At 39.4% G+C, this 21,983-nt stretch carries 22 protein-coding genes and 1 pseudogene; 22 read left to right on the top strand and 1 reads right to left on the bottom strand.

The genetic code is table 11. The annotated features are described in order from the left end of the window. Position 1 precedes the first annotated feature (1 nt). Positions 2-1,990 carry an ABC transporter permease gene (locus I6G42_RS07480; RefSeq protein WP_038805340.1) on the top strand — a complete coding sequence of 663 codons (1,989 nt, stop codon included), beginning with the start codon at positions 2-4 and terminating at the stop codon, positions 1,988-1,990. A gap of 39 nt (positions 1,991-2,029) precedes the next feature. On the opposite strand, the gene I6G42_RS07475 is transcribed toward I6G42_RS07480, so the two are convergent. Continuing rightward, complete coding sequence (locus I6G42_RS07475) at positions 2,030-2,725, bottom strand: VIT1/CCC1 transporter family protein (protein WP_038805338.1); 696 nt, start codon at positions 2,723-2,725, stop codon at positions 2,030-2,032. Between the two features lie 234 nt (positions 2,726-2,959). Between I6G42_RS07475 and efeO the strand changes: the two genes are divergently transcribed. The 21 genes and pseudogenes from efeO (at position 2,960) to I6G42_RS07370 (ending at position 21,945) form a co-directional block, all read left to right on the top strand. Then, a complete protein-coding gene (gene efeO / locus I6G42_RS07470; protein WP_038805337.1) occupies positions 2,960-3,832 on the top strand; it encodes an iron uptake system protein EfeO in 873 nt (290 codons plus the stop codon). Positions 3,833-3,837: 5 nt separating this feature from the next. Further along, positions 3,838-5,051: pseudogene (gene efeB, locus I6G42_RS07465) on the top strand (iron uptake transporter deferrochelatase/peroxidase subunit). Next, complete coding sequence (locus I6G42_RS07460) at positions 5,026-6,714, top strand: FTR1 family iron permease (RefSeq protein WP_038805336.1); 1,689 nt, start codon at positions 5,026-5,028, stop codon at positions 6,712-6,714. Before efeB ends, I6G42_RS07460 begins: the two are co-directional and overlap by 26 nt. Continuing rightward, positions 6,715-7,446, top strand: coding sequence for a twin-arginine translocase subunit TatC (gene tatC / locus I6G42_RS07455; protein ID WP_038805335.1), 732 nt, complete (start codon positions 6,715-6,717; stop codon positions 7,444-7,446). Beyond that, on the top strand, positions 7,430-7,600 hold the full coding sequence (locus I6G42_RS07450; protein WP_038805334.1) for a twin-arginine translocase TatA/TatE family subunit: 171 nt from the start codon (positions 7,430-7,432) through the stop codon (positions 7,598-7,600). The genes tatC and I6G42_RS07450 overlap by 17 nt, the downstream gene beginning before the upstream one ends. Before the next feature lie 296 nt (positions 7,601-7,896). Then, positions 7,897-8,604, top strand: a complete 708-nt coding sequence (locus I6G42_RS07445; protein ID WP_038805332.1) for a 2-C-methyl-D-erythritol 4-phosphate cytidylyltransferase — start codon at positions 7,897-7,899, stop codon at positions 8,602-8,604. Positions 8,605-8,608: 4 nt separating this feature from the next. Then, on the top strand, positions 8,609-9,631 hold the full coding sequence (locus I6G42_RS07440; RefSeq protein WP_038805331.1) for a ribitol-5-phosphate dehydrogenase: 1,023 nt from the start codon (positions 8,609-8,611) through the stop codon (positions 9,629-9,631). Between the two features lie 16 nt (positions 9,632-9,647). Beyond that, positions 9,648-10,505: a phosphotransferase family protein gene (locus I6G42_RS07435; protein WP_038805330.1), complete on the top strand. Its 858-nt coding sequence runs from the start codon at positions 9,648-9,650 to the stop codon at positions 10,503-10,505. Position 10,506: 1 nt separating this feature from the next. Beyond that, the gene (locus I6G42_RS07430) at positions 10,507-11,385 is read left to right on the top strand and encodes a DMT family transporter (RefSeq protein WP_038805329.1); all 879 of its coding nucleotides are present in this window, start codon (positions 10,507-10,509) and stop codon (positions 11,383-11,385) included. Positions 11,386-11,396: 11 nt separating this feature from the next. Next, on the top strand, positions 11,397-12,086 hold the full coding sequence (locus I6G42_RS07425; RefSeq protein WP_038805328.1) for a CTP--phosphocholine cytidylyltransferase: 690 nt from the start codon (positions 11,397-11,399) through the stop codon (positions 12,084-12,086). Between the two features lie 217 nt (positions 12,087-12,303). Continuing rightward, the gene (locus I6G42_RS07420; RefSeq protein WP_038805327.1) at positions 12,304-12,780 is read left to right on the top strand and encodes a PTS sugar transporter subunit IIA; all 477 of its coding nucleotides are present in this window, start codon (positions 12,304-12,306) and stop codon (positions 12,778-12,780) included. A 38-nt stretch (positions 12,781-12,818) separates the two neighbouring features. Next, positions 12,819-13,124, top strand: a complete 306-nt coding sequence (locus I6G42_RS07415; RefSeq protein WP_038805326.1) for a PTS sugar transporter subunit IIB — start codon at positions 12,819-12,821, stop codon at positions 13,122-13,124. 44 nt (positions 13,125-13,168) lie between these two features. Further along, positions 13,169-14,644: a PTS galactitol transporter subunit IIC gene (locus tag I6G42_RS07410; protein ID WP_000382509.1), complete on the top strand. Its 1,476-nt coding sequence runs from the start codon at positions 13,169-13,171 to the stop codon at positions 14,642-14,644. 103 nt (positions 14,645-14,747) lie between these two features. Then, the gene (locus I6G42_RS07405; protein ID WP_068981918.1) at positions 14,748-15,644 is read left to right on the top strand and encodes an aldose 1-epimerase family protein; all 897 of its coding nucleotides are present in this window, start codon (positions 14,748-14,750) and stop codon (positions 15,642-15,644) included. Positions 15,645-15,934: 290 nt separating this feature from the next. Beyond that, entirely contained in the window at positions 15,935-16,360 is a 426-nt protein-coding gene (gene lacA / locus I6G42_RS07400) for a galactose-6-phosphate isomerase subunit LacA (protein ID WP_038805325.1), read from the top strand. A 30-nt stretch (positions 16,361-16,390) separates the two neighbouring features. Continuing rightward, positions 16,391-16,906: a galactose-6-phosphate isomerase subunit LacB gene (gene lacB / locus I6G42_RS07395; RefSeq protein WP_001216920.1), complete on the top strand. Its 516-nt coding sequence runs from the start codon at positions 16,391-16,393 to the stop codon at positions 16,904-16,906. Positions 16,907-16,916: 10 nt separating this feature from the next. Then, positions 16,917-17,846, top strand: coding sequence for a tagatose-6-phosphate kinase (locus I6G42_RS07390; protein WP_038805324.1), 930 nt, complete (start codon positions 16,917-16,919; stop codon positions 17,844-17,846). A 1-nt stretch (position 17,847) separates the two neighbouring features. Further along, on the top strand, positions 17,848-18,828 hold the full coding sequence (gene lacD, locus I6G42_RS07385) for a tagatose-bisphosphate aldolase (RefSeq protein WP_038805323.1): 981 nt from the start codon (positions 17,848-17,850) through the stop codon (positions 18,826-18,828). Positions 18,829-19,062: 234 nt separating this feature from the next. Continuing rightward, positions 19,063-19,899, top strand: a complete 837-nt coding sequence (locus I6G42_RS07380) for a PRD domain-containing protein (protein ID WP_038805322.1) — start codon at positions 19,063-19,065, stop codon at positions 19,897-19,899. Positions 19,900-19,933: 34 nt separating this feature from the next. Further along, the gene (locus I6G42_RS07375; protein WP_001078319.1) at positions 19,934-20,251 is read left to right on the top strand and encodes a PTS lactose/cellobiose transporter subunit IIA; all 318 of its coding nucleotides are present in this window, start codon (positions 19,934-19,936) and stop codon (positions 20,249-20,251) included. After that, positions 20,251-21,945 (top strand): lactose-specific PTS transporter subunit EIIC, encoded by a 1,695-nt coding sequence (locus I6G42_RS07370; protein ID WP_038805321.1) that lies wholly within the window; start codon positions 20,251-20,253, stop codon positions 21,943-21,945. The genes I6G42_RS07375 and I6G42_RS07370 overlap by 1 nt, the downstream gene beginning before the upstream one ends. The last annotated feature ends 38 nt before the right edge of the window (positions 21,946-21,983 follow it).

The raw sequence follows: 21,983 nt of genomic DNA, 5'->3' as shown, positions 1-21,983 counted from the left end.
TATGTTTCGATTAACCAATAAGTTAGCGGTTTCGAACTTAATCAAAAACCGCAAACTCTACTATCCCTTTGCTCTTGCTGTTCTCTTAGCTGTGACCATCACCTATCTCTTTTACTCACTGTCACTTAATCCTAATATTGGCAAGATCCGTGGGGGAGAAACTATCTCTATGACCCTCGCTCTCGGTATGGTGGTTGTTACCATCGCTTCTGGAATTATTGTCCTTTATGCCAATAGTTTTGTCATGAAGAACCGCTCAAAGGAGCTGGGTGTATATGGTATGCTGGGTCTTGAAAAGCGCCATTTGATCAGTATGGTTTTTAAGGAGCTTCTTATTTTTGGTTTCTTGACCTTGACAGCTGGTCTCGGCCTAGGAGCTCTCTTTGATAAGCTAATCTTTGCCCTTCTTCTGAAGTTGATGAAGATGAAAGTAGAGCTCGTTTCGACTTTCCAACCAATTGTCTTTATCCTAGTTCTCATTGTCTTTGGGGCAATCTTCCTAGGTTTGATTTTTATCAATGCCTTTCGCATCGCACGCATGAATGCCCTTCAGCTCTCTCGTGAAAAAGCCAGTGGTGAGAAAAAAGGACGATTCTTAGGTTTCCAAACCATTCTAGGTCTAATCAGTCTAGTAGCTGGTTACTACCTAGCAATAACAGTCGAAAACCCACTTTCTGCTGTTCTGATTTTCTTCGTAGCAGTTTTGTTGGTAATCTTTGGTACCTATCTCTTGTTTAATGCAGGGATCACAGTTTTCCTACAAATATTGAAGAAAAATAAGCGTTACTATTACCAACCTAATAACATGATTTCCGTATCCAATCTCATTTTCCGCATGAAGAAAAATGCGGTTGGTCTGGCGACGATTGCTATTCTCTCAACCATGGTCTTGGTGACTATGTCTGCTACAACGAGCGTCTTCAAGGCTTCAGAAACTTTCAAGAAAGTCATGAATCCGCATGATTTTGGGATTACAGGGCAGAATGTTGAAAAAGAAGATATAAATAAACTCCTAGACCAGTATGCTAGTGATAAGGGATTGACTGTTACAAAGAAAGAAGTCCTTACATACAGTAACTTTGGTGTGGCAAATCAAGAAGGTACGAAATTGACAATTTTTGAGAAAGGTCAAAATCGTGTTCAACCGAAAACTATTTTTATGGTCTTTGACCAAAAAGACTATGAGAATATGACGGGGCAAAAACTTGCACTTTCAGGTAAGGAAGTCGGATTGTTTACTAAAAACAAAGAACTTCAAGGACAGAAAGAACTGACTCTAAATGACCAGACCTATACAATAAAGGAAGAAATCAAAAAAGATTTTATTCTTGAACATGTCCCAAATCAGTACAATATCCTAACTTCGGATTATAACTATTTGGTTGTTCCTGACTTACAAGCCTTTCTTGAACAGCATCCTAACTCTTCCATCTTTAATCAATACTATGGGGGTATGAATGTAACAGCTAGTGAGGACGAGCAACTTAAAATTGCAGATGACTATTCAAAATTCGTCAACAACTTTAATAGAGAAATAAACAAAGAAGGAAGCTATGTTTACGGAAGCAATCTGGCTGATAGTAGTGCGCAGATGAGTGCTCTCTTTGGTGGAGTTTTCTTCATCGGTATCTTCCTCTCTATCATCTTTATGGTAGGAACAGTTCTTGTTATTTACTACAAACAAATCTCTGAGGGCTATGAAGACCGTGAACGTTTCATCATTTTGCAAAAGGTCGGACTTGATCAAAAGCAAATCAAGCAAACGATTAACAAACAGGTTCTAACTGTTTTCTTCCTTCCATTGCTCTTTGCCTTTCTACACCTTGCTTTTGCCTATCATATGCTTAGCCTCATCCTAAAAGTTATTGGCGTGCTCGATGCGACCATGATGTTGACCGTTACATTGTCCATCTGTGCTATCTTCCTCATCGTCTATGTTTTGATCTTTATGATTACCTCAAGAAGTTATCGCAAGATTGTGCAAATGTAAAAAAGATACCTCGATGCTGGTCGAGGTATTTCTTTTAGCTTAGATACTAAAGAGTTGTCCCAAGAGGAAGGTTACGCCCATGGTGAGAAGTCCGATACAGAGGTTACGGATCATAGCAGTTCTCGTAGGAGCTTTTCCTAATTTAGCACTGGTATAGCCAGTGACGAGAAGGGAAAGGGCTACGATAAGAACAGTTGCTGGAATACGATAGTCACTTGGAAAGACGGTGATCGAAAGCATAGGAGGAAGACTTCCCAGTACAAAGGCGATAAAGCTAGAGATAGCAGCATGCCAAGGGTTGGTAAACTCTTCGTACTCGATTCCATACTTTTCTTCTACCAAGGCTTTGAGTGGATTTTTTAAAAAGGCCTTGTTGGTCAAGAGTTGGGCGGACGTTTCACACTCACCATTTTGAAGGTAAGCAGCATAGAGGGATTGTTTTGCAGATTCGATATCCTTATCCAAGAGCAACTGTTCTCTAGCGACAGCGGCTTCTTCCGTGTCTTTCTGAGTCGATACAGAGACATATTCGCCACCTGCCATAGAAAAAGCACCAGCGAGGATAGCGGCCAATCCTGATAGAAAGATAATCCAGATATTGCTTGTCGCACTGGCAACACCGATAACGACTCCAGCGATGGAAATAATCCCATCATTGGCTCCCAGAACACCTGCGCGTAGGATATTGAGTCGGCCTGCAAAGTTTGCATCAATTTCATGTTTCATTTCTGTCATAGTCATCTCCTTTCTCTCCATTATAGAGAAAAGAATAGTGGAATACAAACTTTTTAAACTATCTGAAAAAAGTTCTACGATTCTAATTTTTAGGCCCTTTCTAATTTTACTGGAAAATGCTACTTCAAATTCTCAAATATTAAATTTTCTGACAATTTATTAAAAAATTAAGGAAAGGATGTTATAATGGAACGTAAAATAAATTCAGGCTTCCTGAACCAATAGGAGTATACAATGAAAAAACTAGGTTTTGTCCTTTTATCTTCAGCTTTGCTATTGACAGCATGTGCGGTCCGTTTTGAAAAATCAACCGATACAAATGATTCCTCTAAGGTGACAGCTTTATCAGATGATAAACAAAAATTACTTGATAAGGCAACCGCAGATTATAAGACTTTTGTTCAAGGACAAATTGACAAACTCTTAACGGATACAGAAGGCTTTGTCCAGCTTTTGAAAGACGGAAAATTGGAGGAAGCCAAGAAAGCTTATCCACTTGTTCGTATGGCTTATGAACGTTCAGAACCAATCGCTGAGAGTTTTGGTGAATCTGATGTTAAGATTGACTTTCGTCTAGCAGACTATGTTGATGAAAACAAGACTGAGGAAGGTTGGTCAGGTTTCCACCGTATCGAGCGCATCCTTTGGGAAGAAAACACAACTAAGGGAACCGAAAGTTATGGTGATCAGCTTGTCAACGATATCAAAGAGTTGAAGGCTAAGGTAGCGACTGTTGAAGTCGATCACAAGATTATGTTGACAGGGGCAGTCGACTTGCTCAATGAAGTGGCGACAAGCAAGATTACGGGTGAAGAGGAAATCTACTCTCATACAGATTTGTACAACTTCCGAGCTAATATCGAGGGAGCTGAAAAGATATTCCAACTCTTTAAACCTTTACTAGAAAAATCAGATGCTGATTTAGTCAAAGAATTAGAGGCTGATTTCAAATCTGTTAATAGCTTGTTGGACAAACATATGACAGACAAGGAACACTACAAACTTTATACAGACTTATCAAAAGAAGACACCAAAGAATTGGCTGAAGCCGTGACAAAACTTGGTGAACCTCTATCACAAATGGGCAAATTTCTTGATGGAGAATAGGCAGTATGACTAAGAAAGACGAAAATTTTTTTGAGAAAAAAATGGACCGTCGAGAATTTCTAAAAAAAGCGGGTATTGGAGGTGCTGGGCTAGCACTCGGTCTCTCCGGTGCCTCCGCTTTTTTAGCACCTAGGTTAGACAAACAGGAAAAAATCTCGTACGGTAATGAAAAGATCGACTTTTATGGGAAACACCAAGCGGGTATCACGCCCTCTATGCAGAAGAATATTTATTTTGTTGTCCTAGATTTGCATACGACAGATAAAGATAAGATTATCCAGCTTTTCAAGGATTGGACAGGTTATAGTAGCAAGTTGGTAGAAGGAGAATTGGTCAAAAAAGATGGTCAGAATGCCCTCTTGCCTCCTAGCGATACTGGAGAAACAGTGGGGCTAAATCCTCATCGTTTAACGCTGACTTTTGGTGTGTCTGCTAGTTTCCTGAAAAAGATGAATTTGGAGCACAAGCGTCCTCAACTTTTTAGGGATTTTCCACCCTTTCCAAAGGAGCAACTGCGTGAAAAATATACTGGGGGAGATATTGTTATCCAAGCCTGTGCAGATGATGAGCAAGTTGCTTTTCATGCTATTCGCAACCTCATTCGTAAAGGGAGAAATGCAGTGACCCTCCGTTGGAGCCAATCTGGATTTGCTGCTATTGGGGATCGTATGGAGACACCACGCAATCTTTTTGGTTTCAAAGATGGAACAGCCAATGTGACCAAAGAAAAGGATTTTGATCGTGTTGTCTGGGCCGACAGCAAGGACTGGATGGAAAATGGATCCTATATGGCCGTTCGTCGCATCCAGATGTTTCTCGATACCTGGAACCGAACCAATCTTGAAGAGCAAGAAAATACCTTTGGTCGTTATAAGGAAAGTGGCGCCCCCTTTGGTAAGAAGAATGAGTTTGATGAAGTAGATTTGAGTCTTTTACCAGATGATTCGCATGTTCGATTAGCCAAAGAGTAGATAAGCCACTCTTACGACGTTCCTATTCATACTCGGATGGAATTGATGATAAGACTGGACAATTTGACACAGGTTTACTCTTTATCTCTTTCCAAAAGGATCCAGATCATTTTGGAAAGGTTCAAACCAACCTCGGAGCTACAGACAAGATGAATGAGTATGTAACCCACATCGGTAGCGGTCTTTTTGCCTGCTTTGGTGGAGTAGAGAAAGGAGGCTATATTGGTCAGAAATTATTGGAAGACTAACATTTGTTTCTTGGCTTTGTCTTTTCTCTTGTTAGCTAGTTCTCCTGTCGGTGCGAAGAAAAGTCTGAGTTCTTATTTTGTAAAGATTACCGATGCCTCTCAGGCTGTAAAAAATGGAAATCAGGCAGAAGCCAAGGCCCTAGTTAGAGAAATGGCGACGGATTTTGAAAAAGTAGAACATGCTGATTCAGATGCTGGAAAGGCTGTCAAGGAGAAACTTGCACTGTCAGGGGAGATTAGTGAAGAAAATCTGACACAAATCTCTTCTGCCCTTCTAGCTTTTGAAAAAGAACAAAATCCAATAGATCTGAATTCGGAGAAGGAAAAACTTGTCAGTCGCTTAAGACCACGTTTTGAGACTTTGGATAAGGCAATTTCTTCAAAAGATATAGAGCAAGTCCGAGAAGCTTATAAAAAGATGAATTCAACCTGGACGATCAATGAGAGTGTTGTCCGTGACAACAGTACAGCTCATTATGGTCAAGTAGAAACAGCTATTTCTTTCTTACGGAGTAGCATTGAAACAGAGCCGACAGATTATGATGCTATCCAGTCTTCTTTTAACGACTTAAAAACTGCCATTGATAACTTCGTGACTGGCAAAGAAGTAGCGACAAGTTCCTCCAATCTAAATCTCAAAGATGGCATTTCCCTTCTCAAAAAAGCCTTGGAAGAATTTAAAGCTGGTAACCCGACGGCAGGGACAGCTGCCATGAAAGAGTTTATTACTATATGGCCAACTGTTGAAGGTTCTGTTAGCACGACCAATCCTTCCCTCTACACCCGAGTCGAAAGCGAAAGTCCTGTAATCATGGTCAAGGGAAGTGAGAAGGAATATCAAGAAAAATTAGAAAAACTGATTGCGGATTTATCTCAAATTGATACGACTGCAAGCTACAATGCTTTTGATGCCATGCTCATTCTCTTACGTGAAGGAGTAGAGGCCCTCTTAATCGTCATGGCCTTGGTCACAACATTAAAAGCAGCCAAGATGCGTAAAGGACTCAAGTGGGTATACGGTGGGGCCCTAACAGGTATCGTTGCGAGTCTAGTGATTGCATTTATACTACAAATTGCCTTTCCTGCAGTAACATCAGGGGCCAATCGTGAAATTATCGAAGGTGCTGTTGGCATTTTCGCAGTAGTGATGATGATTGTGATTGGTATCTGGCTTCACAGTAAATCCTCGGTCAAAAAATGGAATGACTTTATGGATTCGCAGATGAAAACTGTGACCAAGACAGGTTCATTCATTTCCATGTTTGCACTTAGTTTTCTAGCTGTTTTCCGTGAAGGAGCAGAGACCATTCTATTTTACGTAGGGATTTTACCGAAAATATCTCGTTTTGAGTTTATCCTAGGTATTTCTCTAGCTTTGTTAGTCTTGCTGATTATTGCATTTCTGATGAACAAGGCGAGTCAATTATTCCTACCTCATAAGGTCTTCTTTATCTTAACTTGGATGATTTATGCTCTTGCCTTCAAGATGCTTGGAGTTAGTGTGCATGCTCTGCAGCTGACAAATATGGCACCAAATCACCTGCTATCAAGTTTCCCAACTATCGACCTATTGGGCATCTATCCAAGTTGGGAAGGTTTAGGAAGTCAGCTAGTCTTCTTGATAATTGTTTTGGTTGTCACATTGAGACAGGGTGAAAAGTAGATGGATACAAAAGAATTGACAATAGTTGAACATCTGATAGAATTTAGAAAGAGGTTCATTGCTGTTATAGCCTGCTTTTCTATAGTCTTTTGTGGAGCTTTATTGTTTGCTGATCAGCTTTATTACTATCTGACTCGGTCCTTTAATCAAAAGTTGATTGTATTAGGTCCAAATGATATTCTGTGGATTTATTTGCGCTTAGCGAGCCTAATGTCCTTTACTATTACTCTACCTTTTACAGTTTATCAGATTTGGAGTTTTATCAAACCAGGATTGAAAACAGAAGAAGCAAGAGCAATCTTTGTCTATATTCCAGCTAGTTTTATTAGCTTCATACTTGGTCTGGCATTTGGATTCTACTTTGTGACACCAGCCTTACTTCAAGTTCTTTTAGGACTTGGGGAAGGATTATTTGAAACTCAATTAACAGCGCAGAACTACTTAGCCTTTGTTTTTCAAACAACCCTACCCTTGGGTTTCATCTTTGAATTGCCTGTCATCATCGCTTTTTTAACGTCGATTGGCTTGATTGGACCAGGTTTCTTAGTTGCTTATCGTCGTTACGCTTATTTTATTTTACTGGTGCTAGCTGTTATTTTGACACCAGCTGATTTTATCAGCGATCTAGCTATGACTGTTCCTTTAATCTCGCTCTATGAGCTTAGTATTGCAATTAGCAAGAGTATTGTAAAGAAAAAAATGAAAGGAGAAAAGAATGGGAATCTTACGTGATATCGGTGCTCCAGGATTGATTATCATTGTTTTAGGGGCACTCTTAATCTTTGGACCAAAACGGTTACCAGAACTTGGTGAATCAATCGGTAAAATGCTGTCTGAGTTTAAAAAGGCAGTTAAAGGAGTTGGTGACCAAGATCAGGAAAAGTAATCTATTCCATAATCATAAATAAAAACAAGAAAGTTAGGAACTGTAGCTGTCTAGGCCTAGGTGAGCAATTTCCTAGCTTTTTATTGTATTCTTAAAAATAATTTTAAGTTTTCTTTAAGGTTTGTATTATATTCTAAAAGACTCTATATTAACCGAATGTTGAGTAAAAAAATATAGAGGGAAATCTAATTTTATTTCTCAAATAGATCGTTTTCTGTCTTTTTTTCATGATGGAGGCAGATTGTGATATAATAGATGGTAATGAGTTTTTTAGAATAAACTAAAGGAGAATATATATGATCTATGCAGGAATCCTAGCCGGAGGAACTGGCACACGCATGGGAATCAGTAATTTACCAAAGCAATTCTTGGAGTTGGGTGATCGTCCTATTTTGATCCACACAATCGAAAAATTTGTCTTGGAGCCAAGTATTGAAAAAATTGTAGTTGGAGTTCATGGAGATTGGGTATCACACGCTGAGGACTTGGTTGACAAGTATCTTTCTCTCCACAAGGATCGTATCATTATTACCAAAGGTGGTGCTGATCGTAATAGCAGTATTGAGAAGATTATAGAAGCCATTGATGCCTACCGTCCAATTACTCCAGAAGATATTGTGATTACCCACGACTCTGTTCGTCCATTTATCACACTTCGAATGATTCAGGACAATATCACGCTCGCTCAAGATCATGATGCAGTTGACACAGTAGTAGAAGCGGTCGACACCATTGTTGAAAGCACTAATGGCCAATTTATCACGGATATTCCAAATCGTGCTCATCTTTATCAAGGTCAAACACCTCAGACTTTCCGTTGCAAGGATTTCATGGATTTGTATGGTTCTCTATCTGCTCAAGAAAAGGAAATCCTGACGGATGCATGTAAGATTTTTGTTATCAAAGGAAAAGACGTTGCCCTAGCTAAAGGGGAATATTCAAATCTTAAAATCACAACTGTAACAGACTTGAAAATCGCGAAAAGTATGATTGAGAAAGACTAAGGCTATGATTAATCAAATTTATCAACTGACCAAACCAAAGTTTATCAATGTAAAATACCAAGAAGAGGACATTGATCAGGAGAATCATATCCTTATTCGTCCAAATTATATGGCAGTTTGTCATGCAGATCAACGTTACTATCAAGGAAAACGTGATCCAAAGATATTGGCTAAAAAGCTTCCTATGGCTATGATTCACGAGTCTTGTGGAACTGTTATTTCAGATCCAACCGGGACTTATGAAATCGGTCAAAAGGTAGTTATGATTCCTAATCAACCGCCTATGCAGAGTGACAAGGAGTTCTACGAAAACTACATGATAGGGACCTACTTCCTATCTAGTGGTTATGATGGCTTTATGCGAGAATTTGTCTCTCTGCCAAAAGATCGTGTTGTGTCTTATAATTCCATTGAGGACACAGTTGCAGCTATTACCGAGTTTGTAAGTGTTGGTATGCATGCTATGGATCGTTTCTTGAATCTTGCCCACAGCAAGCGAGAGCGTATTGCTGTTATCGGAGATGGTAGTTTGGCCTTTGTGGTTGCCAATATTATCAATTACACTCTACCAGAAGCAGAGATTATCGTGATTGGCCGCCATTGGGAAAAATTGGAGCTTTTCTCTTTTGCAAAAGAGTGCTACATCACGGATAATATTCCCGAGGATCTGACCTTTGATCATGGATTTGAATGTTGCGGTGGTGATGGCACAGGACCAGCTATCAATGATCTGATTCGTTACATCCGACCTCAGGGAACGATTCTCATGATGGGAGTGAGTGAATACAAGGTCAATATCAATACACGAGATGCCTTAGAAAAAGGCTTGCTCTTGGTTGGTTCATCTCGCTCAGGACGCGTCGATTTTGAGAAGGCCATCCAGATGATGGAAGTCAAGAAGTTTGCGAATCGTTTGAAAAATATTCTTTATATTGAAGAACCAGTGAGAGAAATCAAGGACATTCACCGTGTCTTTGCTACAGACCTAAATACTGCTTTTAAAACAGTATTTAAGTGGGAAGTGTAGGAGATGGAGGTTAATTGTGGAGAAACTCATCAAAGAAAAAATTTCTTCTTTGCTATCTGATGAAGAGGAAGTCCTTAGTGTTGAACAACTGGGTGGCATGACCAACCAAAACTACTTGGTTAAAACAACCTCCAAACCTTATATCATTAAATTTTTCGGAAAAGGGACTGAAAAGCTCATCAATCGTCAAGATGAAAAATATAATCTTGAATTGTTGAAAGATTTGAATCTTGATGTCAAGAATTATCTTTTTGATATTGAGTCAGGAATCAAGGTAAATGAGTACATTGATTCTGCCACAACGCTTGATTCCACTTCAATCAAGACCAAATTTGAAAAGATTGCCCCGATTCTACAAACCATTCATGGATCTGGTAAAGAACTAAGAAGGGAATTTGCTCCGTTTGAAGAAATCAAAAAATACGAAATCCTGATTGAGGGAAATATCCCCTACACCAATTATGAAACTGTAAGAAAAAATGTATTTTCACTAGAGAAAAGGTTGGCTGATTTGGGTGTCGACAGAAAGTCTTGTCATATCGACTTGGTACCAGAAAACTTTATCGAGTCACCCCAAGGACGTATGTATTTGATCGACTGGGAATACTCTTCTATGAATGACCCGATGTGGGATTTGGCAGCTCTCTTTTTGGAGTCTGAATTTACAAATCAGGAAGAAGAAGATTTTCTAACCTACTATGAGAGTGACAAAACTCCAGTATCACGTGAGAAGATTCGTATCTATAAAATCTTGCAAGATACTATCTGGAGTTTGTGGACAGTGTACAAAGAAGCTCAAGGGGCTGATTTTGGAGATTACGGTGTCAATCGTTACCAAAGAGCTGTCGAAGGTTTGACTTATTATGGAGGTTAGGATGAAGAATAAAAATGGTGTCTCTTTCGGTCTGCTCTCGGGTATCTTCTGGGGACTAGGTCTGACAATTAGTTCTTATATCTTTTCAATTTTTACCAATCTTTCCCCCTTTGTGGTGGCGGCTGCTCATGATTTCTTGAGTATCTTTATCTTGTTAGCTTTTCTTTTGGTAAAAGAAGGAAAAGTTCGACTCTCGATTTTTCTAAATATTCGAAATGTCAGTGTTATTATCGGAGCCTTGCTAGCTGGACCTATAGGAATGCAAGCCAATCTTTATGCGGTTAAATATATCGGTAGTTCTCTTGCATCTTCAGTATCAGCTATCTACCCAGCAGTTTCTGTTTTACTAGCATTTTTCATTTTGAAACACAAGGTATCTAAGAATACTGTGTTTGGTATTTTGTTGATTATCGCTGGTATTATTGCCCAGACTTACAAAGTTGAGCAGGTTAATTCTTTTTATATCGGAATTCTTTGTGCATTAGTTTGTGCCATCGCCTGGGGAAGTGAAAGTGTCCTTAGTTCCTACGCCATGGAAAGTGAATTAAGTGAAATTGAAGCACTATTAATCCGCCAAGTAACCTCATTCTTGTCATATCTTGTCATTGTCCTCTTTTCTCATCATTCATTTGCAGAAGTAGCAGATGGGCAATTGCTGGGTTTGATGTTAGTCTTTGCAGCATGTAATATGATTTCATACCTAGCTTACTATATTGCTATCAATCGTCTGCAACCAGCAAAAGCAACTGGTTTGAACGTAAGCTATGTCGTTTGGACAGTATTGTTCTCAGCAATGCTTTTAGGAACACCACTCGATATGGTAACCATTATTACATCGCTTGTTGTCATGGCTGGTGTTTATATTATTATTAAAGAATAAAGGAGAATAGCGTGAAAGCAATTATCTTGGCAGCGGGGTTGGGAACTCGTCTGCGTCCTATGACTGAAAATACCCCCAAAGCCTTGGTTAAGGTCAACCAAAAACCCTTGGTAGAATACCAAATCGAATTTTTGAAAGAGAGAGGAATTGATGAGATTATTATCGTTGTTGGCTACCTCAAAGAACAATTTGACTACCTAAAAGAAAAATATGGTGTTCGTTTAGTCTTTAACGACAAGTATGCAGATTACAACAATTTTTACTCACTTTACCTTGTAAAAGAAGATTTAGCTAACAGCTATGTTATTGATGCGGATAATTATCTTTTCAAAAATATGTTTAGAAATAATCTTGAACGTTCTACCTATTTCAGTGTTTATCGTGAAGACTGTGAGAATGAATGGTTCTTGGTTTATGGTGATGACTATAAAGTTCAAGACATCATCGTTGATAGCAAGGCTGGTCGTATTCTGAGCGGCGTATCATTCTGGGATGCTCCAACTGCAGAAAAGATTGTTGGTTTTATTGACAAAGCCTATGCAAGTGGTGAGTTTGTTGATCTCTATTGGGAGAACATGGTTAAAGACAATATCAAGGAATTAGATGTGTATGTCGAAGAATTAGAAGGCAACAGCATCTATGAAATCGATAGTGTTAAGGACTATCAAAAGCTAGAAGAAATTTTATCTTCCATTAACTAAATAACATTAGAATTAGTAACAAAAAGACCCATTTTGGTCTTTTTTTGTTTGAAATGCACGAAAATAGAATTTAAAAAGATTGTTTGATAATGATTGTAATTAATTAAAAAAACACAATCAACAAAAAAGAAACAAAATAAAACAAAAAGTATTGACAACGATTTCATATAGTGTTATACTTATAACGTAAAAGTTAATTGAAAGAAGGGAAACTCTTATGGGATTAGATCATTTCTTTGACAAAAACCTGGTGTTTTGCTTAGAAGCGGATAATCAAGAACAACTCTTTGATCAGGTAGCAACCCTGTTGGAAGAACGAGAAATAGTGACTCCAACTTATCGTGAAGCCTTGATCACGCGTGAAAGGTCATTTCCAACTGGCTTAGATATGGAATTTCTGGGAAAGGACTTGCCAAATGTAGCGATTCCTCATACAGATATTGTTCACAATCTAGCTGAGAAAGTGGTGGTTGTTCGATTAGAAAAACCAGTAACTTTTCACAATATGATTGCTCCTGATAAGGAAGTGGAAGTATCTCTACTCTTCTTTATCATTAACAATTCAAGTTCGAGTCAAACCAACATTCTTGCTCAGTTGATGGACTTTTTCACAGGGAATAGCCATCTGGAAGATTTATCAAAAATTTCTAAACCAGAAAAACTTTATGCTTATATAGCTGAAGCGACAGCTTAATCTTGTCTATTAAAAAAATAAAATCGGAGGAAATCCTAATGATTAAAATTCTCGCTGCCTGCGGTGCAGGTGTTAACTCAAGTCACCAAATTAAAAGTGCTCTTGAAGAAGAACTCGCAAATCGCGGTTACGATGTTCACTGTGATGCAGTTATGGTAAAAGATGTGAATGAAGACCTTATGAAAGGCTACGATATCTTTACACCAATCGCTGCAACAGATCTTGGCTTTGAACCAGGTATTCCAGTTATCGAAGCTGGACCAATCTTGTTCCGTATTCCAGCAATGAGCGCTCCTGTATTTGACAATATTGAGGCAGCTATCAAAGAACACGGACTAAGTTAATTATTATTTTGTAAGATTCCATAAAAATAAAGGGAGGAACTATTATGGATGTCATTATCGAACTAGCCAATAAGATTTTCAAGCCAGTCTTGGAAATGGGTGGTCCTATCATCATGCTGATCATCTTGACAGTATTGGCCTTACTATTTGGAGTGAAATTCTCCAAAGCGCTTGAAGGTGGTATCAAACTTGCCATCGCCCTTACTGGTATCGGTGCTATCATCGGTATGCTCAACGGAGCTTTCTCAGCATCTCTTGCGAAATTCGTTGAAAATACTGGTATTCAATTGAACATCACTGACGTTGGTTGGGCACCACTTGCAACCATCACTTGGGGATCTGCTTGGACACTTTACTTCTTGCTTGTAATGTTGATTGTCAACGTTGTGATGCTTGCAATGAAGAAAACGGACACACTTGACGTCGATATCTTTGACATCTGGCACTTGTCAATCACTGGTCTTTTGATCAAATGGTATGCAGACAACAATGGTGTTAGCCAAGGAGTTTCACTTTTCATTGCAACTGCAGCAGTTGTCCTAGTAGGTGTTTTGAAAATCATCAACTCTGACTTGATGAAACCAACATTCGACGACCTTCTTAACGCACCAAGTTCATCACCAATGACTTCAACTCACATGAACTACATGATGAACCCAGTTATCATGGTTTTGGATAAGATCTTCGATAAAGTATTGCCAGGTCTTGATAAATATGACTTTGACGCTGCAAAATTGAACAAGAAAATCGGTTTCTGGGGATCTAAATTCTTTATCGGTTTCATTCTTGGTATCGTTATTGGTTTGATGGGAACTCCACACCCAGTTGCTGGTGTAGAAGGAGCCGATAAATGGGAACTTGTTATTAAAGGTTGGTTGAGCCTTGGTTTGACTGCCGGTGTCTGCTTGGAGCTCTTCTCACTTATCGGATCTTGGTTTATCGCAGCCGTAGAACCACTTTCACAAGGTATTACAAACGTTGCTACTAAACGTCTTCAAGGACGTAAATTCAACATCGGTCTTGACTGGCCTTTCATCGCTGGTCGTGCTGAAATCTGGGCTTGTGCCAACGTACTTGCTCCAATCATGCTAGTAGAAGCAGTGCTTCTTTCAAACGTCGGAAATGGTATCTTGCCACTTGCAGGTATCATCGCTATGGGTGTGACTCCAGCTCTCTTGGTTGTTACACGTGGTAAATTGCTCCGTATGATCATCTTCGGAACACTCTTGTTGCCACTCTTCCTTCTTTCAGGTACTCTTATCGCTCCATTTGCAACTGAACTTGCTAAGGGTGTAGGTGCCTTCCCAGAAGGTGTGAGCCAAACTCAATTGATCACTCACTCAACTCTTGAAGGACCAATCGAAAAACTATTTGGTTGGGCAATCGGTAATGCTACAACAGGTGATATCAAAGCAATCCTTGGTGCAGCAGCCTTCCTTGTATTCTATGTAGGTATCTTTGCTTGGTATAGAAAACAAATGATCAAACGTAACGAAGAATACGCAGCAAATGCTAAATAATTCGCTCCTATAAAATGTAAATTGTAAAAACTAGGTTGTCAATTTCCGATGTTGGGAGTGGCAACCTAGTTTTTTATAAACTATCAAGAAATCGGAGAAAATAATGGTAATTGAAATCAAATCAGACCAATTGACGGTCCAATTTAAAACTTTTGGTGGCGCCTTGTCATCAATCAAGGATCGAGATGGAATTGAGTATCTGTGGCAAGGAGATGCCACCTATTGGAGTGGGCAAGCTCCAGTACTTTTTCCAATCTGTGGCTCTTTGAGAGAGGATACAGCCTTCTATAGCCACGAAGATGGAACGGAGACGAAAGGAACCATTCCGCGTCATGGTTTAGTCCGTAAAAAAGAATTTGAATTAGTTGATCAAACAGAAAACAGTGTGACCTTTGCCATCGAAGATGATCAGAATAGCTATCAAAACTATCCTTATCATTTCCGCCTAGAAATCACTTATATTCTTACTGGCAAGACAGTACGAACTCAATACAAAATATTTAATAAAGACACTAGCAAGGTCATGCCTTACTTTATTGGTGGACATCCAGGATTTAATTGTCCTCTACTTGATGATGAAGTCTATGAAGATTACTATTTAGAGTTTGAGAAAGAAGAGACTTGCTCTGTTCCACGTCCTTTCCCAGAAACAGGAATGTTAGACTTCCAAGATAGAAGTCCATGGTTGGATTCACAAAAGGAAGTGGACCTCAGTTACGATCTATTTAGTGTTGATGCAGTGACCCTCGATGAGTTACAATCCAGAACAATTGCCCTTCGTTCTCGTAAGCATGAGAAGGGATTAAAAGTACACTTCCAAGAGTTCTCAAATCTCATCATCTGGTCAACCTTAAATAAGGGGCCTTTCATTGCCTTTGAACCATGGTCAGGCTTATCAACTTCACTTGAAGAAGGAGATCATTTAGAAGATAAGAAAAACGTTCGTCTCTTGGAACCCGGTCAAGTGGATCAAATTGGCTTTGATATTGAAGTCTTTTAGATTAAAAAATAAAACACAAAAACAAACATTAACTGTTGACTTTTTCTAAAAATAGGAGTATATTATGTTTGTAAGCAACAAATGATGTTTGTAACAAACAAATAATCACTTGTTATATTCTCTTTCGCGGAGAAAGTTTGTTTCTAGGAATTTGATTTCCTAGACTTGGATAAGCTATCGAACAGCTTATTCAATTAAATTGTCACTAAACTGCTAGAAAATCTTTTGTAGGTAAACTGCTAACTATATAAGTCTTTACTAGCCTAGAAAAATAAAAAGGAGTATACAATATGTCTATTGTTATCGGTGCAGATGCTGCAGGTTTGAGATTGAAAGAAGTTGTGAAAGACTTCTTGGAAAAAGAAAACTTCCACGTTGTGGATGTTACAGCTGAAGGTCAAGACTTTGTTGATGTGACTCTTGCTGTTGTTGCAGAAGTAAACAAAGAAGAACAAAATCTTGGTATCGTGATTGATACTTATGGGGCTGGTCCATTTATGGTTGCAACTAAGATCAAAGGAATGGTTGCCGCAGAAGTTTCAGATGAACGCTCAGCTTATATGACTCGTGGCCACAATAACTCACGTATGATCACTATGGGTGCACAACTTGTTGGTGATGAATTGGCTAAAAATATTGCTAAAGGATTTGTTAACGGTAAATACGACGGTGGCCGTCACCAAATTCGTGTTGATATGTTGAACAAAATGTGCTAATTAGATTACAGTAAGAAAGGTAAGTTAAAAATGAGAATTGCAATTGGATGTGACCACATCGTAACAGATGAAAAAATGGCGGTTTCAGAATTTTTGAAATCAAAAGGATATGAAGTCATCGACTTTGGTACCTATGACCACACACGTACTCACTACCCAATCTTTGGTAAAAAAGTTGGTGAAGCCGTTACAAGCGGTCAAGCTGATCTTGGGGTATGTATCTGTGGTACTGGTGTTGGTATCAACAACGCTGTAAATAAAGTTCCAGGAGTTCGTTCTGCCTTGGTTCGTGATATGACAACAGCTCTTTATGCAAAAGAACAATTGAACGCCAATGTTATTGGTTTTGGTGGTAAAATCACTGGTGAATTGCTTATGTGCGATATTATTGAAGCTTTCATCAAAGCTGAATACAAACCATCAGAAGAAAACAAAAAATTGATTGCGAAAATTGAGCACGTTGAAACTCACAATGCTCATCAAGCAGATGCAAACTTCTTTACAGAATTCCTTGAAAAATGGGATCGCGGTGAATACCACGACTAAGAGGTGACGCATGATTTTAACAGTCACAATGAATCCATCCATCGATATTTCCTATCCTTTGGATGAATTGAAAATTGACACTGTCAACCGTGTGGTGGACGTGACCAAGACAGCTGGTGGTAAAGGTCTCAATGTTACACGAGTTCTTTCAGAATTTGGTGATTCTGTTGTTGCTACCGGTTTGGTCGGTGGTAAACTTGGTGAGTTTTTAGTAGAGCATATCGATGATAAAGTAACGAAACGTTTCTTCTCCATTCAAGGAGAGACTCGTAACTGTATCGCTATTCTCCACGGAGACAACCAAACAGAAATCCTTGAAAAAGGGCCTGAAGTTTTGGAACAAGAAGGGCAAGATTTCTTGGTTCATTTCGAAAATCTTCTTGATACTGTGGAAGTAGTTGCCATCTCAGGTAGTCTGCCAGCAGGTCTTCCAGTTGACTACTATGCAAACTTGGTGGAGCTTGCCAATCAAGCAGGGAAGCCTGTAGTCTTGGACTGCTCTGGTGCTGCCCTTCAGGCGATTCTTGAATCACCACATAAACCAACAGTAATTAAACCAAATAACGAAGAATTGTCTCAGCTTCTAGGAAGAGAAGTTTCTGAGGATTTGGATGAATTAAAAGAAGTTCTTCAAGAGCCTCTATTTGCAGGGATTGAGTGGATTATTGTTTCACTTGGAGCAAATGGTGCTTTTGCAAAACATGGTGACACTTTCTATAAAGTAGATATTCCAAGAATTCAGGTAGTTAATCCAGTTGGATCTGGTGATTCTACTGTGGCAGGGATTTCATCAGGACTTCTTCATAAGGAATCTGATCGTGAACTCCTCATCAAGGCCAATGTCCTTGGTATGCTCAACGCTCAAGAAAAGATGACAGGTCATGTCAATATGGCCAACTATCAGGCTCTATATGAACAATTAATAGTAAAAGAGGTATAAAATGGCTTTAACAGAAAACAAACGTGCATGCTTAGAAAAACTCTCAGATGAAAATGGAATCATCTCAGCTCTCGCCTTTGACCAACGTGGTGCTTTGAAGCGCCTCATGGCTCAATACCAAACAGAAGAGCCAACAGTTGCTCAAATGGAAGAACTCAAAGTCTTGGTAGCAGATGAATTGACAAAATACGCATCATCTATGCTTTTAGACCCAGAGTATGGACTTCCAGCTACAAAAGCTCTTGCACCAAATGCTGGTCTTCTCCTTGCTTATGAAAAAACAGGATACGACACAACTAGCACCAAACGCTTGCCTGACTGCTTGGATGTTTGGTCTGCAAAACGCATCAAAGAACAAGGTGCGGATGCAGTCAAATTCTTGCTTTACTACGATGTAGACAGCTCTGACGAACTCAACCAACAAAAACAAGCCTACATCGAACGTATCGGTTCAGAGTGTGTGGCGGAAGACATTCCATTCTTCCTTGAAATCCTCGCTTACGATGAAAAGATCGCTGACGCAGGTTCTGCAGAATACGCTAAAGTGAAACCACACAAGGTTATCGGTGCTATGAAGGTCTTCTCAGACCCACGCTTCAACATCGATGTTTTGAAAGTAGAAGTTCCAGTCAATGTTAAATACGTTGAAGGATTTGGCGATGGTGAAATCGTTCATACTCGTGAAGAAGCAGCAGCCTTCTTCAAAGCACAAGATGAAGCGACTAACTTGCCATACATCTACTTGAGTGCGGGAGTATCAGCAAAACTCTTCCAAGAAACACTTGTATTTGCCCACGAATCAGGTGCAAACTTCAACGGAGTTCTTTGTGGCCGTGCAACCTGGGCTGGATCAGTTGAAGCCTACATCAAAGACGGTGAAGCAGCAGCTCGTGAATGGCTACGTACAACAGGTTTTGAGAACATTGACGAACTCAACAAAGTTCTTCAAACAACAGCGACTTCATGGACTGAACGCGTGTAAGCAAGTCCTCCTAGGCTAGGAACATGAATCTAAAAAAATTTTAAAAAAAGTTGTATGTAAAGGTTTACAAAATAACTGACTTGTGCTATACTTAAATCATAAGTTAATACAAGGTGAGTGTTACTAAGTAATATTAGGCATGATCACAGGTGGATTAGAAATCAAAGGATTTTCTAGTTCATTTGTGGTCATTTTTTGTATTCATATACCTTTAAGATATAAAAGGAGGTTGACATGTATCGAATTCTAAATCCAATGAATCACAATGTTTCACTTGTCAGAAATGACAAAGGAGAAGAGGTGATTGTAATTGGTAAGGGGATTGCATTCGGAAAGAAGAAGGGGGATTTGATTGCTGAAAATCAGGTTGAGAAAATCTTTCGGATGAAGACCGAAGAGTCCAGAGAAAACTTTATGGCTCTGCTCAAAGATGTCCCGCTTGATTTTATCACAGTGACCTATGAGATTATTGATAAGCTTTCTAAGAAATATCATTATCCGATTCAAGAGTATCTCTATGTGACCTTGACAGATCATATTTACTGTTCTTATCAAACTCTAACACAAGGAAGGTACAAGGATAGCAATCTGCCAGATATTTCTGCCAAGTATCCTATCGCTTTTCAAATCGCAAAGGAAGCCTTTGAAATCTATCGTCAGAAGTTGACAGATCATTTCCCTGAGGATGAAATTATTCGGATCGCTTATCATTTCATCAATGCCGAAGGGGAAAATGAAGTCCAAGTGGTTGAGTCGATTGATAAGAGGAAAGAAATTCTCAGGAATGTTGAAGAAGTGCTAAAGGGTTATGCAATTCAACGAACCAAAGAGAATAATCATTTCTATGATCGTTTTATGATTCATTTGAATTATTTCTTGGATTATTTAGACCGTTCCAGAGATGATAATCAATCGCTTCTAGATATGGAAGACCATATCAAACAATCCTATCCAAAGGCATTTGAGGTTGGCTCCAAGATTTATGATGTGATTACGCAACATACTGGTCTTGATTTGTATAAGAGTGAGCGAGTTTATCTAGTTCTACATATACAACGTTTACTGTCATAAGATTTATCAAATAATATATAAGGAGGATTCTATCATGAATAGAGAAGAAGTAACATTATTAGGTTTTGAAATTGTTGCCTATGCTGGCGATGCTCGATCAAAACTATTGGAAGCCTTAAAGGCCGCTGAAGCTGGTGATTTTGCGAAAGCGGATAGCTTAGTTGAGGAAGCTGGTGGCTGTATCGCCGAGGCTCATCACGCGCAAACAAGTCTGTTGACCAAGGAGGCAGCTGGTGAGGATTTGGCTTATAGTGTGACCATGATGCACGGCCAAGATCACTTGATGACAACTATCTTGCTCAAAGATTTGATGCACCATTTAATCGAACTCTACAAGAGAGGAGTTAAGTAATGAACAAACTAATTGCTTTTATCGAGAAAGGAAAGCCTTTCTTTGAAAAACTGTCTCGTAATATCTACCTTCGCGCTATTCGTGATGGTTTCATTGCTGGAATGCCAGTTATTCTCTTCTCAAGTATCTTTATCTTGATTGCCTTTGTTCCGAACTCATGGGGTTTTAAATGGTCTGATGAAGTTGTAACCTTTCTGATGAAACCTTACAGCTATTCAATGGGAATTTTGGCTCTCTTGGTTGCTGGTACAACTGCCAAGTCATTGACGGACTCAGTCAACCGTAGCATGGAGAAAACCAACCAAATCAACTATATGTCAACACTATTGGCAGCTATTGTTGGTTTGTTGATGTTGGCAGCTGATCCGATTGAAGGTGGTTTCGCGACAGGTTTCCTTGGGACAAAAGGGTTGCTTTCAGCCTTTCTTGCGGCCTTTGTGACCGTAGCCATCTATAAGGTTTGTGTTAAGAACAACGTCACTATTCGTATGCCTGACGAAGTTCCACCAAATATCTCACAAGTCTTTAAAGATGTGATTCCATTCACTCTATCAGTGGTTTCTCTTTATGCTCTTGATTTACTAGCTCGTCATTTTGTTGGTGCAAGCGTAGCTGAATCAATCGGTAAATTCTTTGCACCATTATTCTCTGCTGCTGATGGTTATCTAGGTATTACGATTATCTTTGGTGCCTTTGCCTTCTTCTGGTTTGTTGGTATCCATGGCCCATCTATCGTTGAACCAGCAATCGCAGCTATTACCTATGCAAATGCCGAAGTCAACTTGAACCTTCTCCAACAAGGGATGCATGCAGACAAGATCCTTACTTCAGGTACACAAATGTTTATTGTTACCATGGGTGGTACAGGTGCGACACTGGTTGTTCCATTCATGTTCATGTGGTTGACCAAATCGAAACGTAACCGTGCGATCGGACGTGCATCAGTAGTGCCAACCTTCTTCGGTGTGAACGAACCAATCCTGTTTGGTGCACCACTTGTCTTGAACCCAATCTTCTTTATTCCCTTTATCTTTGCGCCAATTGCCAACGTATGGATCTTTAAATTCTTTATTGAAACGCTTGGTATGAACTCATTTACAGCCAACCTTCCTTGGACAACACCAGGTCCGCTCGGTATTGTTCTCGGTACAAACTTCCAATTCTTGTCATTTGTACTTGCTGCTTTGTTAATTCTTGTTGACGTAGCCATTTACTATCCATTCCTCAAGGTTTATGATGAACAAATCCTTGAAGAAGAACGTTCTGGTAAAGCTAATGATGAATTGAAAGAAAAAGTAGCAGCAAACTTCAATACTGCCAAAGCAGATGCTATTCTTGAAAAAGCAGGTGTAGAAACAGCGCAAAACACAATCACAGAAGAAACAAATGTTCTCGTTCTCTGTGCAGGCGGAGGTACAAGTGGTCTCCTTGCAAATGCTCTAAACAAAGCAGCTGCAGAGTACAAGGTTCCTGTTAAAGCAGCAGCTGGTGGCTATGGTGCTCACCGTGAAATGTTGCCTGAGTTTGATCTGGTTATCCTTGCTCCTCAAGTTGCTTCAAACTTTGAAGACATGAAGGCCGAAACCGACAAACTTGGTATCAAACTTGCCAAGACAGAAGGTGGGCAATACATTAAATTGACTCGCGATGGAAAAGGCGCTCTTGCCTTTGTTCAAGCGCAGTTTGAAGAATAAAAGGTAAATAGCGAAGAAGTGAGATGGAGGAACTCCTC

Origin of the sequence: Streptococcus oralis (genome assembly GCF_016028255.1) — a bacterium.
In the GTDB taxonomy this organism is placed as follows: Bacteria; Bacillota; Bacilli; order Lactobacillales; family Streptococcaceae; genus Streptococcus; species Streptococcus oralis_AC.
Note: the sequence above shows the minus strand (reverse complement) of the source record. Positions and strands in the feature narration are given on the sequence as shown.